General features: G+C 77.3%; 4 protein-coding genes. All 4 read right to left on the reverse strand.

Going from position 1 to position 16462, the window contains the following annotated elements; genetic code table 11:
• Window positions 1-31: 31 nt before the first annotated feature.
• The 4 genes from LG396_RS07240 to LG396_RS07255 all read right to left on the reverse strand — a co-directional run bounded on the left by LG396_RS07240 (window position 32) and on the right by LG396_RS07255 (window position 16458).
• Window positions 32-9349, reverse strand: a complete 9318-nt coding sequence (locus tag LG396_RS07240) for a type I polyketide synthase (RefSeq protein ID WP_225794101.1) — start codon at window positions 9347-9349, stop codon at window positions 32-34.
• Between the two features lie 172 nt (window positions 9350-9521).
• Entirely contained in the window at window positions 9522-14888 is a 5367-nt protein-coding gene (locus LG396_RS07245; protein ID WP_225794102.1) for a type I polyketide synthase, read from the reverse strand.
• Window positions 14889-14983: 95 nt separating this feature from the next.
• Entirely contained in the window at window positions 14984-15175 is a 192-nt protein-coding gene (locus tag LG396_RS07250) for a ferredoxin (protein WP_018839866.1), read from the reverse strand.
• Between the two features lie 23 nt (window positions 15176-15198).
• Window positions 15199-16458: a cytochrome P450 gene (locus tag LG396_RS07255; RefSeq protein WP_018839867.1), complete on the reverse strand. Its 1260-nt coding sequence runs from the start codon at window positions 16456-16458 to the stop codon at window positions 15199-15201.
• Window positions 16459-16462: the final 4 nt, after the last annotated feature.

A 16462-nucleotide genomic window follows, 5' to 3' on the forward strand; every position in this document is an offset into this window, starting at 1 on the left:
GTCGTGCGGACGAGCCGGGATCGCCGGCTCGTCACCCGCCCTCCACAGCCTTGTCGATGAGGGCGAGCAGCTCGTCGTCGACGATCGTCGCGTGCTCCGCCTCCCCGGCCGCACCCGCCGCGTCCGGGCCCGGCTCGGCGGCCCCGCCGGACGCCGCGTCCACGGGGTCCGGCGGGAAGAGTTCCGCGTGCAGCCGGTCCGCCAGCTCGGCGGGGGTGGGGTGCCGGAACACCACCGTGCTCGGCAGCCGCACGCCCGCCGCGGTGGTGAGCCGGTTGCGCAGCTCCACCGCGGTGAGGGAGTCGAATCCCAGCTCCCGGAAGGGGCGGTCCGGCACGATCTCGTGGGCGGTGCCGTGCCGCAGGACGGTGGCCGCCTGGGAGCGGACCAGCCCGAGCAGCACGCGCTGCCGCTCCTCGGGCGACGCGCCGGCCAACTGCCGTGCCAGCGCGCCGTCGTCGGCACCGGGCTCCGCCGCGGTCCCGCCGGCCGCGGCCCGCGGCCTGACCGTGCCGACCAGACCGCGGAACAAGGGTGGAAGCCCGCCCGCGGCGGCCTGCCGCCGCAGGCCCGGCAGATCGAGCCGGGCGGCGACCTGGACGGGCTCGCCGGCGGCCAGTGCCGCGTCGAAGAGCGCCAGCCCGGCGGCGGTGCCGAGCGGCGCCACGCCGGCGCCCGCCAGCCGGTCGAGGTCCCGGCCGGCCAGGTGCCCGGTCATGCCGCCGGCCTCCCGCCAGAGGCCCCAGGCGAGGGAGACGGCGGGCAGCCCGCGCTGCCTGCGGCGCCGGGCGAGGGCGTCCAGGGTGGCGTTCGCGGCGGCGTAGTTGGCCTGCCCCGCGGTGCCCAGCAGCCCGGCGACGGAGGAGAACAGCACGAAGGCGTCCAGGTCGAGGCCTTCGGTCAGCTCGTCCAGGTGCTGCGCGGCCCGCGTCTTCGCCCGCAGCACCTGCGCCACCCGCGCGGCCGTGAGCGCCTCCACGACCCCGTCGTCCAGCGTCCCGGCGGCGTGGACCACCGCGCCGAGCGGCCGGTCTGCCGGAACGTCCGCGAGCAGGTCGCGCAGCGCCCCGCGGTCGCCGGCGTCGCAGGCCGCCAGGCGTACGTGTGCGCCGAGATCCGTGAGTTCGGCGGCGAAGTCCGCCGCGCCGTCCGCGGCGGGGCCGCGCCGGCCGGCCAGCAGCAGGTGCCGTATCCCGTGCCGGGTCACCAGGTGGCGGGCGAGCAGGCGGCCGAGCGTCCCCGTACCGCCGGTGACGAGGACGGTCCGGTCCGGGTCGAGGGGGCGGGGCAGGGTGAGCACGGCCTTGCCGAGGTGGGCGGCGTTCTTGAGCGTCTCGAACGCGTCCGGCGCCTCACTGACGTCCCACGAGGTGATCGGCGGCGGCGGGAGCGTACCGGCGGCGAAGAGACCGGTGAGGCGGCGCAGTACGCCGCCGACCCGGCCGGGGTCCTCGGCGAGCAGGTCGAAGGGCCGGTAGACGACGCCGGGGCGCTCCGCGGCCACGGCGCCGGCGTCGCGGACGTCGGTCTTGCCCATCTCGACGAACCGGCCGCCGCGGGGCAGCAGGTCGAGCGAGGCGTCGGTGAACTCCCCGGCGAGGGTGTGGAGGACGACGTCCATCCCGGCGCCGCCGGTGGCGTCCCGGAACCGTTCCCGGAAGTCCAGGTCGCGGCTGGAGGCGATGTGGTCGTCGTCGAGCCCGAGGCGGCGCAGCAGGTGCTGCTTGGCCGGCCCGGCGGTGGCGAACACCTCGGCGCCGACGTGCCGGGCGACGTGCAGCGCGGCCAGTCCGAGCCCGCCGGTGGCGGTATGGACGAGGACGCGCTCGCCGCGGGCGAGGCCGGCCCCCTCGACCAGCCCCATCCAGGCGGTGAGGTACACCACGGGCACGGCCGCCCCCTGCGCGAAGGTCCAGCCCGCCGGCATCCGCACCAGGGTGCGGGCGTCGGCCACGGCCACGGGGCCCATGGCGCCCGGGATCAGGCCCAGCACGCGGTCCCCGACGGCCGGTTCCGTCACGCCGGGCCCGACGGCGGTCACCGTGCCCGCGCCTTCGACGCCCATGTCCGCCTGCCCGGGATACATGCCGAGACCGACCAGGACATCGCGGAAGTTGAGCCCCGCGGCACCCATCGCGACGCGGACACGCCCCTCGGGCAGGGGCCCGTCCGCCTCCGGGGCGGGCAGCGCCGCGAGGCTGTCGAGCGTGCCCCGGACGGTGGTGCCGATCCGCCACGACCCGCCGTCCGCCGGGACGGGCAGGCGGGCGGCGGGGATCTCCAGCCGCGGGACGCGGACGTCCCCGGCGACCACGCGGATCTCCGGCTCCGCCGCCGACGCGAGGGCGTCGGCCGTGGCCCGGTACCCCGGGTCGTCGGTGACGTGCGCGAGTGCGAAGCGGCCGGGGTGCTCGGTACGTGCCGTGCGCACCAGCCCCGCGACGGCGGCCTGCGCCGGGCCTTCGCCGGTGACGGCGAAAGCGAGCCGGGACGCGGCGAACCGCTCGCCGGCCAGCCACTCCTGGACGAGCGCCAGCGCCCTCGTGGCTGCGTCCTCCGCGGTGCCCTCGTCGGGAACGGGTGCGACCACGGTGGCCGGCACGGGGTCGGCGAGGGCGGCGAGCCGGGGTGCGCGCGCGTCCAGGACGCAGGGCGGCGGGGGCGTACCGGGGCCCGCCGCGCCCGCCGGTCCGGCGGCGGCGGACACGGCCGACGGCCCGACGGGGCCGGCAGGGGCGGCGGGGCCGGCAGGGGCGGGGGGCCGCCAGCCGATCCGGTACAGCCGCCCCGAGCCGTCCGCCCCGGCGGCGCCGCTGGCGGCGGTGCCCTCCCGGAGCGTCAGGGAGTCGACGGCGGCCAGCGGGCGGCCGGCGGCGTCGGCCACGTGCAGCGCGAAGGCCCCGTCGGCGTCCCCGTCCGGGACGATGCGCACGCGCGCCGCCGTGGCGCCGGTGGCGTACAGCTCCACGCCGCTCCACGCGAACGGCAGCGCCGGCCCGGCGGCCCGCTCGCCGGTCCGGCCGGGCAGCGCGGCGTGCAGGCAGGCGTCGAGCAGCGCGGGGTGCATGCCGTAGCCGGCGGCTTCGAAGGGGAGCCCGGCCGGGAGCGCGACGTCGGCGAACACCTCGCCGCCGTGCCGCCAGGCCGCCGCCAGGCCGCGGAACGCCGGCCCGTAGTCGTAGCCGAGGGCCGCGAGTTCCGCGTACAGCTCGTCCGCGGTGAGCGACTCGGCGCCGGCGGGCGGCCATGCGGCGGGGACGGACCCGGGGTCCGCACCCCGTACGGGCACGAGGACACCCGTGGCGTGGCAGGTCCACGGCTCTCCGGGCGCGGCGCCGGCGGGCCGGGCGTGGACCGCGACGGAGCGGCGGGGCACCGGGGCCGCCGGGTCCTCCGGGGGCCGCACGGCGATCTGGAGCTGGACCGCGCCCTGTTCCGGCAGGTGGAGCGGCGTGCTCAGGACCAGTTCCGCCAGCCGCCCGCAGCCGAGCTCCTCGCCCGCGCGCAGCACCAGCTCGACGAAGGCGGCGCCGGGCAGCGGTACGGCGCCGGAGACGACGTGGTCGGCGAGCCACGGCGCGGTGCGGCGGGACAGCGTCGCCGTCAGCAGGGCGCTGTCGGAGTCGGCGAGTTGCGCGACGGACCGGGCCAGGGGGTGGTCGCCGGGTTCCGCGGCGGGCGCCGGTGCGGCCATCCAGTAGCGGCGGCCCTCGAAGGCGTACGTCGGCAGGTCCACGGTGCGGGCGCCGCGGAAGGCGGGGGCCCAGTCGACGGCGGCACCGTGCACGTGGGCCTCGGCGAGCGAGGTGAGGAAGCGTTCAGCGCCTCCGTCGCCGCGGCGCAGGGATCCCACGGCGACCGCGTCCGCCTCGGCGGTCTCCTGGACGCCCATGGTGAGGACGGGGTGGGGGCTGGTCTCGACGAACATGCGGTGGCCCAGGCCGGCGAGCTTCGATACGGCATCCGAGAACCGCACGGTCTGCCGCAGGTTGCGCACCCAGTAACCGGCGTCCAGCTCCCGGCCGTCCAGCATCTCGCCGGTCACCGTCGAGCAGAACGGCACCCGGCACGGCCGCGTACGGACCTCCCCCAGCACCTCCGTCAGCTCCGCCGCAATGACGTCGACCTGGGCGGAGTGGGACGCGTAGTCGACGTTGGTGCGGCGTACCCGTACCCGGTCGGCCTCCAGCGCGGCCGTCAGCTTCTCCAGTGCCGCCACGGGGCCGCTGACGACCGTCGAGGCGGGGCCGTTCACCGCCCCCACGCACAGCCCGCCGCCGACGGCGTCCAGCCGCTCCTGCACCTCCGCTGCCGGCAGTGCCACCGACAGCATCCCGCCGCTCCCGGCGAGGCCGCGGGCGATGACCCGGCTGCGCAACGCCGCCACCCGCGCACCGTCCTCCAACCCCAACGCCCCCGCCACCACCGCAGCCGCGATCTCCCCCTGCGAATGCCCCACCACCGCAGCCGGCACCACACCGAACGACTCCCACAACCGCGCCAACGACACCATCACCGCCCACAACGCAGGCTGAACCACATCCCCCCGACCAAGACCACCCCCCAAATCCGCCACCAACGACCGACCCGTATACGGAGCGAGCGCCTCCGCACACTCGTCCAACGCCCCCGCAAACACCCCCGACTCCCCGTACAACTCCAACGCCATCCCCCGCCACTGCGACCCCTGCCCGGGAAACACGAACACCGGACCGGCCCCCGGGCCCGTGGCCCTGCCGGTGACGAGGCCGGCGGCGGGCGCGCCCGCGGCCAGCGCGTCCAGGCCGTCCGCCAGGTCGCCGGCGCTCCTGCCGACCACCACGGCCCGGTGCTCCAGCGAGGCCCGGGTCGCGGCGAGCGACCAGCCGATGTCCGCGGCGGCGTGCCCGGGGTGCGCCCCGGCGAAGTCGCGCAGCCGCCCGGCCTGGGCCGCCAGCGCGCGCGGGGTGTGTCCGGACACGGGCCAGAGAAGCACCGGAGCGGCGGGCGGCGCCGATTGCGTACGCGGCCCGGCGGGCTCGGCGGAAGGTACGGGCTCGGCGGGTTCGGGGGCCTCCTCCACGATCACGTGCGCGTTGGTGCCGCTGATGCCGAACGAGGACACGCCTGCCCTGCGCGGCCGGTCGCTGCCGCCGGGCCAGGAACGCGCCTCGGTCAGCGGGGCCACGGCGCCGGACGCCCAGTCGACGTGCGGCGACGGCGGATCGGCGTGCAGCGTGCGCGGCAGTACGCCGTGCCGCATCGCCATCACCATCTTGATCACGCCGCCCACTCCCGCGGCGGCCTGGGCGTGGCCGATGTTGGACTTCAGCGAGCCCAGGTGCAGCGGATCGCCCGTCCCGCGGTCCTGCCCGTACGTCGCCAGCAGCGCGTGCGCCTCGATCGGGTCGCCGAGGGTGGTGCCCGTGCCGTGCGCCTCGACCGCTCCGACGTCCCCGGCCGCCAGCCCGGCCACGGCCAGGGCACGGCGGATGACCTGTTCCTGGGCGCGGCCGTTGGGGGCGGTCAGCCCGTTGGACGCGCCGTCCTGGTTGACCGCGGAGCCGCGCAGCACGGCGAGGACGCGGTGCCCGTTGCGGCGGGCGTGCGCCAGCCGCTCCAGTACGAGCATCCCCGCCCCCTCCGCCCAGCTCGTGCCGTCCGCGGCGGCGCCGAACGCCTTGCAGCGGCCGTCGGCGGACAGCCCGCCCTGGCGGCTGAACTCCAGGAACATGCCCGGGTTCGACATGACGGCCACCCCGCCGGCGAGGGCGAGGGAGCAGTCCCCCTGCCGCAGCGACTGCGCCGCGAGGTGGAGGGAGACCAGCGACGAGGAGCAGGCGGTGTCGACGGTGAGCGCCGGCCCCTGGAGGCCCAGCGTGTACGCCACGCGGCCGGACAGCACGCTGGGGCTGCCGCCGGTGAGGATCTGCCCTGCGAAGCCCTCCGGCGCCTGATCGAGCCGGGCACCGTACTCCTGGGCCATGGCGCCGACGAAGACGCCGGTGGTGGTGGCCCGCAACGCCGCCGGGACGATCCCGGCCCGCTCGACCGCCTCCCAGCAGACCTCCAGCAGCACACGCTGCTGCGGGTCCATGGTCAGCGCCTCGCGCGGGGAGATCCCGAAGAACCCGGCGTCGAACTCGGTGGCGCCGTCGAGGAATCCGCCCCGCCAGCTGCCGCCCGCGTCCCAGCCCCGGTCGTCGGGGAAGCCGGTGATCGCGTCGGTGCCGTCGGCGACGAGCCGCCACAGGTCCTCGGGCGACCGCACGCCGCCGGGGAACCGGCAGGCCATGCCGACCACCGCGATCGGCTCGTCCCCGCCGCCGTCGCCGGGCCGGTCCGCCGGCCGCCGCGGCGCGCCGGCCGCCGCGGGCCCCTCCGCGGTCCCGCCGCGCAGCCGCTCGGCGAGAGCGGCCGGTGTGGGGTACGAGAACAGCACGTCGGACGGCAGGCGCAGCCCGGTGGCGGTGGCGAGGCGGTCGCGCAGCTCGACGGACATGTGCGAGTCGAAACCCGCGTCCTTGAACGTCGTTCCCTCCGCGACGCGTTCGGGGTCGGCGTAGCCGAGCACGGCCGCCGCGTGGCTGCGTACGACATCGATCAGCGGCAGTTGCCGCTCGCCGCCGGCCGGCCCGGCCGGATCGGCCGGATCCGCCGGCTGCGCCAAGGCGCCGGCGGCCGGTGCCGCGTCCTCGGCACCGGGGGCCGCGGGTTCCGCCGCCGCGCCCGGCCGGGCGTCAGCGCCGGGCAGCCAGTGGCGGGTGCGCTGGAAGGGGTATGTGGGCAGCGGGACCCGCCGCGCGCCGAGACCGTCGAACGCCGCCTCCCAATCGACCTCCGCTCCCCGCGTCCAGGCCTGCGCAACGCCGGTGAGGAATCCCTGCCGGCCGCCGTCGCCGCGCCGGAGGCTGCCGATGGCGGCGGCTTCGACGCCGAGTGCGTCGGCGGTCTGGGAGACCGCGGTGCTCAGCACGGGGTGGGGGCTGGACTCGACGAACGTGCGGTGGCCGCGGCCGAGGAGGTTCCCCACGGCGTCGGAGAAGCGCACCGTGCGGCGCAGGTTGCGTACCCAGTACGCGGCGTCCAGCTCCCGGCCGTCGAGGGGCTCCCCCGTCACCGTCGAGTGGAACGGCACCCGGCAGGGCCGGGTGGGGATCTCGCCCAGGACGTCGAGGAGTTCCGGCACGACGGCGTCGACCTGGGCGGAGTGGGACGCGTAGTCGATGTCGACGCGGCGTACCCGGACCTCCCTCGCTTCCAGCGCCGCCGTGAGTTTCTCCAGTGCCGCCACGGGGCCGCTGACGACCGTCGAGGCGGGGCCGTTCACCGCCCCCACGCAGAGGCCGCCGCCGACCGTGCCGAGCAGTTCCCGTACCTCGTCCGCCGGGAGCGCCACCGACACCAGCCCGCCCTGCCCGGCGAGGCCGCGGGCGATGACCCGGCTGCGCAACGCCGCCACCCGCGCACCGTCCTCAAGACCCAACGCCCCCGCCACCACCGCAGCCGCGATCTCCCCCTGCGAATGCCCCACCACCGCAGCCGGCACCACACCGAACGACTCCCACAACCGCGCCAACGACACCATCACCGCCCACAACGCAGGCTGAACCACATCCCCCCGACCAAGACCACCCCCCAAATCCGCCACCAACGACCGACCCGTATACGGAGCGAGCGCCTCCGCACACTCGTCCAACGCCCCCGCAAACACCCCCGACTCCCCGTACAACTCCAACGCCATCCCCCGCCACTGCGACCCCTGCCCGGGAAACACGAACACCGGACCCGCGCAGGGCCGGGCCACGCCCTGCACGACGCCGGGCGCGGGCTCTCCCCTCGACAGGCTCGCGGCCGCCGCGCGCAGGCGGTCCCCGCCGCGCCCGATGACGACGGCGCGGTGGTCGAACTGCGCCCGGGTGGTGGCCAGGGACAGCCCGACGTCCTGCGGTCTGCGCCCGGGGTGCGCGCGCAGGTCGCGCAGGAGCCGCGCCGGCTGGTCCCGCAGGGCGGGCAGGTTACGGGCGGAGAACGGCCAGGGCAGCGGCCGGTCGTCGTCCGCGGCGCCGGCACCGTCCGGCCGCGGACCGGCCGCGGCGGCGTCCGTAGCGGCGTCGGGCCGGGCAACCACGACATGGCAGTTGGTGCCGCCGAGGCCGAACGACGAGACGCCCGCCACCAGCGGCTGTTCCGGACGCGGCCACCCCCCGCGGGCCACCTGCACCCGCAGGTTGAGCCGGTCCAGCGGAATCCCCGGGTGCGGTGCCGTGTGGTGGAGGGTGGGCGGGAGTTCACCGCCGCGGATGCTGAGCGCCACCTTGAGCAGGCCGACGATGCCGGCCGCGCCCTCCAGGTGGCCGACGTTGGTCTTGACGGAGCCGACCGCGACCGGGTCGCCCGCGGGGCGCGCGGCGCCGACGACCGCGCCGAGGGCCGCCGCCTCGACCGGGTCCCCGACGGGGGTGCCGGTGCCGTGCAGCTCGACGAACTGGACGTCGCCCGGGTCCGTGCCGGCCCGCCGGTACGCCTGCCGGAGCACCTCCTCCTGGCTGCGGCGGCGCGGCGCCCCGAGGGAGTCGCCGCCCCCGTCGTTGTTCACGGCACTGCCGCGGATCACGCACGACACGGTGTCGCCGTCGGCCAGCGCCCGCGCCAGCGGCTTGAGGACGAGGACCGCGCCGCCCTCGCCGCGGACGTAGCCGTCGGCGGCGGCGTCGAAGGTGCGGCAGCGTCCGGTGGGGGACAGCGCGCCCATGCGGTCGGAGGTGGCGGTGGACTCCGGGGCGAGGACCAGGTTCACTCCGCCGACGAGGGCCAGGGTGGACTCCCCGCGGCGCAGGCTGTCGCATGCGAGGTGGACGGCGACGAGGGAGGAGGACTGCCCGGTGTCCACCGTGAGGCTGGGCCCGGTGAGCCCGAGGGCGTACGAGACCCGGTTGGCCAGCATCGCCCGCCGGGTGCCGGCGAACGTGTGGTGGGTGCGGGCCGACTCGCCGCGCCGGCTCGCCAGTTCGGCGTAGTCGTCCCAGATGGCGGAGGCGTAGACGGCGGTCGCCGACCGGGCGAGATCGGACGGGACGGTGCCCGCGTCCTCCAGCGCTTCCCACGCCAGCTCCAGCATCAGCCGCTGCTGCGGGTCCATGACCGCGGCCTCGCGCGGGGAGATGCCGAAGAACTCCGGGTCGAAGGAGTCGACGCGCTCCAGGAAGCCGCCGCGCACCATGCCTCCGGCGTGCTGCCCGCGGCCCTCGGGGACCTCTCCGACGGCGTCGGTCCCGTCGCGCAGCAGCCGCCAGAACTCCGCCGGGCCCGACGCGCCCGGCAACCGGCAGGCGAGGCCGACGACGGCGATCGGATCCGTCCCGGTCATACCCTCTGCTCCCCCCCGTGCCATGTCACCGGTGCCGCGGCTCCGCCGCCGCACCGGTCGCGGTCTCGTCGTTGCAGGGACAACAAGATTCTGTGCACCAGTACCAGCCGTCCACCCTGGTGCACACCCCCGGCCAGACCCCAGCCATCCCCGGTCCCGGCGGGGGGCACGGCTACTCGGAGGGTGGGTCCGGTGGGTGCGGGAGGTCGAGGTGGGAGAGGAGGTGGCCGGTGAGTTCCGCCGGGCTCGGGTGCTCGAAGACGGCCGTGGCGGACAGCCGCACTCCGGTTGCGGCGACCAGGCGGTTGCGCAGCTCGATCGCGGCCAGCGAGTCGAACCCGGCGTCGCGGAAGGGCCGTTCGGCGTCGCGGAAGGACTCCTCGGCCCCGGCGTCGGCGCTCCCGCCGTGGCCCAGCGCGCCGGCGGCGTGGACACGCACCAGGTCGAGGACCAGGCGCCGGCGTTCGTCGGCGGAGGCGCCGGCCAGGGAGTGCGCCAGCTTCTCCGCGTCGGTCCGCTCCGCCTCGGAGCGCTCCGCCCCGCCGGCCGCGGGGACGGTGCGCCGGGCCGGAGCACGGACCAGGGACCGCAGCAGCGCGGGGACGCCGTCCCCGGCAGCCCCCCGGGCCCGGACGGCCGCCGGGTCGAGCCGTACGGGCACCAGGGTGGCCCCGTCCGCCCGGTCCGCCCCGTGCGGTTCGTCGGCGCCACCGGACCCGTCCGCGGCCAGCGCCGCGTCGAAGAGCGCCAGCGCCTCGTCGGCGCCGAGCGGGCGCATGCCCCAACGGTCCATCCGGGCCCGGTCGGCCGGCCCCAGCGCGCCGGTCATGCCGCCGGTCCCGGCCCACGGACCCCAGGCCAGCGACACGGCGGGCAGGCCGCGAGCGCGGCGGCGGGCGGCGAGCGCGTCGAGGTAGGCGTTGGCCGCCGCGTAGTTGCCCTGGCCGGGGGTGCCGAGCACGCCCGCGGCGGAGGAGAAGAGCACGAACGCCGACAGGTCCGTGCCGGCGGTGAGTTCGTCCAGCGCGAGCGCCGCATCGGCCTTGGGTGCCAGGACGCGGGCCACCTGCTCGTCGGTGAGGGAGGTGACGACCGCGTCGTCCAGCACGCCCGCGGCGTGCACCACGGCCCGTAGCGGGAACTCCTCCGGGATGTCCGCGAGGAGGCGCGCCAGCGCGGCGCGGTCGGCCACGTCGCACGCGGCGACCTGCACCGCGGCTCCCGACCCGGCCAGCTCCGCCGCCCACGCCTCGGCGCCCTCGGCCGCCGGGCCGCGCCGACTCGCCAGCAGCAGCCGGCGTACGCCGTGGCGTTCCACCAGGTGGCGGGCCAGCTGCCGGCCCAGGTGCCCGGTTCCGCCGGTGAGGAGCACGGTGCCGTCGCCGGACAGCGGCGAGGGCCCGGAGGCCTCCGCGGGGGCGGCGCGGACCAGCCGCGGGCGGAGGACGGCGCCGCCGCGCACGCGGAGGTGGTTCTCGCCGGCGGCGGCCGCGGTGCGGGCGATGCCGGCGGGCGGCTCCGTGTCCCCGTCTGTGGTCACCAGCACGAAGCGGCCGGGGTGTTCGGCCTGCGCGGAGCGGATCAGGCCCTCGGCCGCGGCGTGCGGCGGCAGGCCGGCGCGGGTGACGACCGCCAGTCGCTCGTCCGCGGGGCGCGCCGCACCGAGCCGGTCGCGTACGAGCGCGAGGGCCTGGCGGACGGCTCCGCGCGCGTCGGTGTCCTCGTCGAGCCGGGCCACGGCGAGACCGGGACCGGGATCGGGGCCGGGATCGGCGGCGGGGGCGGAGCCGCCGGCGACGGGCTCCCACACGACCCGGTACAGGGAGCCGGGTGACGCCGGTGCGGGGTGCAGCCCCCCGGCGGGAGCGTTCTTGAACGTCAGGGAGGAAACGGCGGCCACGGGCCGCCCGGAGCCGTCCGCGACGTACACGGACACCGCGTCGCCGGCGGCCGGGGTGAGCGCGACGCGCAGCACCGTGGCGCCGGTGGCGAAGAGTTCGGCCCCTTCGAAGGAGAACGGCAGGGCCGGTGCGCCGTCGGAGGACACCATGCCGGCGAGGACCACGGGGTGGAGCGCGGCGTCCAGCAGCGCCGGGTGGAGGCCGTAGCCGCGCACGTCCGCGTCGGCGGCCGGGGCGACTTCGGCGAACACGTCGCCGCCGCGCCGCCAGGCGGCGCGCAGCGCCCGGAAGCGGGGGCCGTAGTGCAGGCCGGCGGCGGCGAGCCGGGGATAGCAGTCGGCGAGGTCGAGGGGTTCGGCGTCCGGCGGGGGCCAGGAGGCGAGGTCGGCGGGCGGGCGCGGGGCGGCCGGGAGTGCGCCGGCGGGGGCGAGTACGCCGGTGGCGTGCCGGGTCCACGGCGCGCCGGCCTCCGCGTCCGGCCGGGCGTACACGCCGAACGGGCACCGGCCGGCGCCGTCGGCGGCGTCCACGGCGATCTGGAGCTGCACGCCGCCGCGGTCGGGGACGGCCAGCGGGGTGTGCAGGGTGAGTTCGGCGGGCCCGCCGCGGCCGGCCTCGTCTCCGGCACGCAGGGCGAGGTCGAGGAAGGCCGTGCCCGGCACCAGCGTGCGCTCCCCCACGCGGTGGTCGGCCAGCCAGGGCTGGGCCGACAGCGCCAGCCGTCCGGTGAGGACCACGCCGCGGCCGTCGGCCATGTCCACCGCCCCGCCGAGCACCGGGTGCCCGGCGGCCCGTACCCCGAGGGCGGCTGCCGCGGCCGTGCCGCCCGGCGCGGGCCGGAGCCAGTACCGCCGCCGCTGGAAGGCGTACGTGGGCAGGTCGGTGCGGCGCCCGCCGGGGCACAGGGCCTGCCAGTCGACGTCGACGCCCGCGCACCAGGCGCGCGCCAGCCCCTCGACGGCGGCCTGCGGCTCGGGGCGGTCCCGGCGGCCCAGGGGGCAGAACACCACGCCCCCGGGGTCGGCGAGGGCTTCGGCGGCCATCCCGCTGAGCGTGGCCTCGGGGCCGATCTCCAGTACGTGCCGGATGCCCTCGGCCTCCAGGGTGCGTACGGCGTCGTGGAAGCGGACGCCTTCGCGGGCGTGCCGCACCCAGTAGTCCGCGGACGCCAGGTCGCCGGGCCCGGCGAGCCGGCCGGTCACCGTGGAGACGGCCGGGATGCGCGGCGTGTGGAAGCGCAGGCCCTCGGCGACTTCGCGGAAGTCCGCGAGCACGGGCTCCATCAGCGGCGAGTGGAAGGCGTGGCTCACCCGCAGCCGGCGGGTCTTGACGCCGCGTTCCGTGAACCCCCGGGCGACGGCCGTCACCACCGGTTGCGCCCCGGAGACGACCACCGCACGGGGGCCGTTGACCGCGGCGATGGCGGCCTCGTCCTCGTGGCCCGCCAGCGCGGCGGCCACCTCGTCCGCGGACGCGGCCACGGCGACCATGGCGCCGCCCGCGGGCAGGGCCTGCATCAGCCGGCCGCGGGCCACGGCCAGCGTGCAGGCGTCCTCCAGGGTGAGGATGCCGGTGACGTGCGCGAGGGCGATCTCCCCGACCGAGTGGCCGGCCACTAGGCGCGGCCGGACGCCCCACGACTCCAGCAGCCGGAACAGGGCCACTTCGTGGGCGACGAGGACCGGCTGCGCCCACTCGGTACGGCGCAGGGTCTCCTCGTCCGCGCCGAAGGCGACGTCGTTCAGCGGGCCGGGCAGCAGTTTGTCGAGGATCTCGCGCGCCTCGTCCCAGGCCGCCGCGAACGCCGCGAACGCCTCGTACAGCTCGCGGCCCATGCCCGGCCGCTGCGCGCCCTGGCCGGCGAAGAGCACGGCCGCCCCCGCGGCGTCGCCGCGCACCGCGCCGCGGACGATGCCCGGCCCCTCCGTCCCGGCGGCCACGGAGTCGAGGCGGCGGGTCAGGTCCTGCGGCGTGCCGCCGACCACGACCGCCCGGTGCTCAAGGTGCGTCCGGGTGCGGGCCAGCGACCAGGCGACGTCCACGGGATGCGGATCCGTGGCGGCGCCGGCCGCGAACTCCCGTAGCCGCACCGCCTGCTGGCGCAGGGCGGCCCCGCCGCGTGCGGAGAGGATCCACGGGACGACGGCGGGGGGTGCGGCGGGCTCCCCGTCCTCCTCCGGTGCCCTTGGTCCGGCGGCTCCGTGTCCGGCTTCCCCGGCTTCCGGGGCTTCCCCGGCGTCCCCCGCGTCCCCGGCTTCTTCGAGGATGACGTGGGCGTTGGTGCCGGTGATGCCGAACGACGACACGCCCGCCCGCCGGGGCCCGCCGCGCTCCGGCCACGGCCTGGCCTCCGTCAGCAGCTCCAACACCCCCGCCGCCCAGTCGACATGGGGCGACGGCGCGTCGACATGCAGCGTCGCGGGCAGCAGGCGGTGGCGCATCGCCATGACCGTCTTCATGACCCCGGCCATCCCCGCCGCCGCCTGGGTGTGCCCGATGTTCGACTTCACCGTCCCCAGCAGCAGGGGCCGTTCGGCGGGGCGGCCCCGGCCGTAGGCGGCGGCGAGCGCCTGGGCCTCGATCGGGTCGCCGAGCCTGGTGCCGGTGCCGTGGCCCTCCACCGCGTCCACGTCGGCGGCGGTGAGCCGGGCGTCGGCCAGCGCGTCGCGGACGACCTGTTCCTGCGCCTCCTCGTTGGGGGCGGTCAGGCCGTTGCTCGCGCCGTCCTGGCCGACCGCCGTGCCCCGTACGACGGCCAGCACGGGGCGGCCGTGGCGGCGGGCGTCGGACAGCCGCTCCAGCAGCAGCACGCCCACGCCCTCGGCGGGGCCGAAGCCGTCGGCCGCCGCGGCGAACGCCTTGCACCGGCCGTCCGCGGCCAGGGCCCGCTGGCGGCTGAGGTCGACGATCCAGTTCGGGGACGACATGACGGTGACGCCGCCGGCGAGCGCCATGGTGCACTCGCCGCGGCGCAGCGCCTGCACGGCGGTGTGCAGGGCGGTCAGCGAGGACGAGCAGGCGGTGTCGACGGTGAGGGCGGGGCCGCGCAGTCCGAAGGCGTACGCGATCCGCCCGGACATCCCGCTCGTGGTGGTGCCGACGGCCAGGTAGCCCTCCAGGTCCCGCGCCGCCGGGTCGCCGTGGCGCGGCGCGTACTCCTGGGGCGTCCCGCCGACGAAGACGCCCACGGGCTCGCCCCGCACCTCTCCTGCCGGGAGACCGGCGCGCTCGAACGCCTCCCACGCCACTTCGAGCAGCAGCCGCTGCTGCGGGTCCATCGCCAGCGCCTCCCGCGGCGAGATCCCGAACAGGTCCGCGTCGAAGTCGCCGGCCTCGCGCAGGAATCCGCCGGCGCGCAGATACGTCGTGCCGGGCAGCCCGGGGTCGGGGTCGCGGAGCGCGTCCAGGTCCCAGCCCCGGTCGGCGGGGAGGGGCGACAGGCCCTCCCCGCCGTCGGCGACGAGGCGCCACAGCTCCTCGGGGGACGCCACCCCGCCGGGGAAGCGGCAGGCCATGGCGGTCACGGCGACGGGCTCGTGCCGCCCGGCCTCGGCCCGTTCGAGACGCTTGCGGGTCTCGCGGAGGTCGGCGGTGACCAGCCTGAGGTACTCGCGCAGCTGCTGTTCGTTGGCAGACACCGGAAAGGGACTCCCGTCAGTGACATGGAGCGCGGGTACGGGGCGCGGACGCCCCGCCGTGTCGGCGGTTCGCTCCCCCGCGGCTCCCGGGGCGGCTACTCGACGTCGATCACCTGCGCGGGGCAGCGCACGGCCGCCTCCTGCACCGCCTCGTACTGGTCCTCGGGCGGGTCCCGGTGCAGGACCACGACCACGCCGTCCTCCTCCCGCTGGCCGAAGACCCCGGGCGCCACGAACGCGCACATGCCGGAGGCCACGCACTTGTCGACGTCGACGCCGATCCTCATCGGTCCGCCGCCCCCGCCGCCCGTCATCCCGCCTTTCCCGCGGGCAGAACGGCGTCCCAGGCCACGGGGACCTCGGCCGGCCCGTACACGATGCTCCCGGTCTTGAACGGGACGTCGTCCAGCGGTACCGCGAGGCGCAGCGACGGGACGCGGCGCAGCAGGGTCTCGAGGGTCACCGTCAGCTCCAGCCGGGCGGTCTGCTGTCCGAAGCACTGGTGGGTGCCGTAGCCGAAGCCCAGGTGGTTGTTGGGCCGGCGGCCCAGGTCCAGCCGGTCGGGGTCGGGGAACGCGTCGCCGTCGCGGTCGGCGGCCTGCATGGCGAGGACGACGTACTCGCCCTCGGCGACCGGGTGGCCGCCGATCTCGGTGTCCCGGGTCGCCTGGCGGACGATGCCCGGGGCGCCCCCGAGGAAGCGCACGATCTCCTCGACCGCGCTGGGGATCAGCGACGGGTCGGCGCGCAGCCGCGCCAGCTCCGCCGGGTGTGCGAGCAGCGTGAGGAGGCCGTGGGCCATGACGGTCGCGGTGGTGTCGAAGCCGGGGACGAGCAGGGCGGCGCAGATCCCCACCAGCTCCAGGTCGGTGAAGGGCCGCTCGCCGGCTTCGCTGCGCGCGATGATGCGGCTGAGGCTGTCGTCCGCGGGTGCCGCGCGGCGCGTCACGACGAGCTTGTACAGGTACTCGTGGAGCGGCCGCATCACCTTGAGGACGTCCGCCTGGCTGGTGGCGCCGCTGAACATCACCGCCGCCGCGTTGTGGAACAGCTCCCGGTCCTCGTACGGCACACCGACGAGCCCGCCGATCGCGGCGGTGGTGACGGGGACGGCGAAGTCGCCGTAGAAGTCGGCGCCCGGCCCGGCGGCGGCCAGCGCGTCGAGCCGCTCGTCGACGAGGTCCTGCACCATCGGACGCAGCTCCGCCATCCGCTGCGCGGTCGACACCTCCGGGCCGATGATCCGGCGGAACCGCTGGTAGTCCGCGCCGTCCATGCGCGAGAACTCCACGTCCCCGACCGGCCGGCCGGGATCCGCGTGCGCCATCAGGTGGATCGCCTGCCCGGCGCGGCTGCTGAAGCGCTCGGCGTCCCCGAGCACGTCGCGCACGTCGTCGTAGCGGGTGACGAGCCACGCGGTGATGCCGGTCGGGCACTTCACCCGGACCACCGGCGTGCGCTCGCGCAGCCCCGCCATCTCCGGGGGCGGCCCGAAGGGGCACTCCCGCGGCTGCGGCAGCGGCAGGTCCAGCAGGTCCGGCCCGCCCGGGCGGTCGGTGCTCGCGTCCATGGTC

It is taken from the genome of Streptomyces aculeolatus, from assembly GCF_020400605.1.
GTDB classification, from domain to species: domain Bacteria; phylum Actinomycetota; class Actinomycetes; order Streptomycetales; family Streptomycetaceae; genus Streptomyces; species Streptomyces aculeolatus.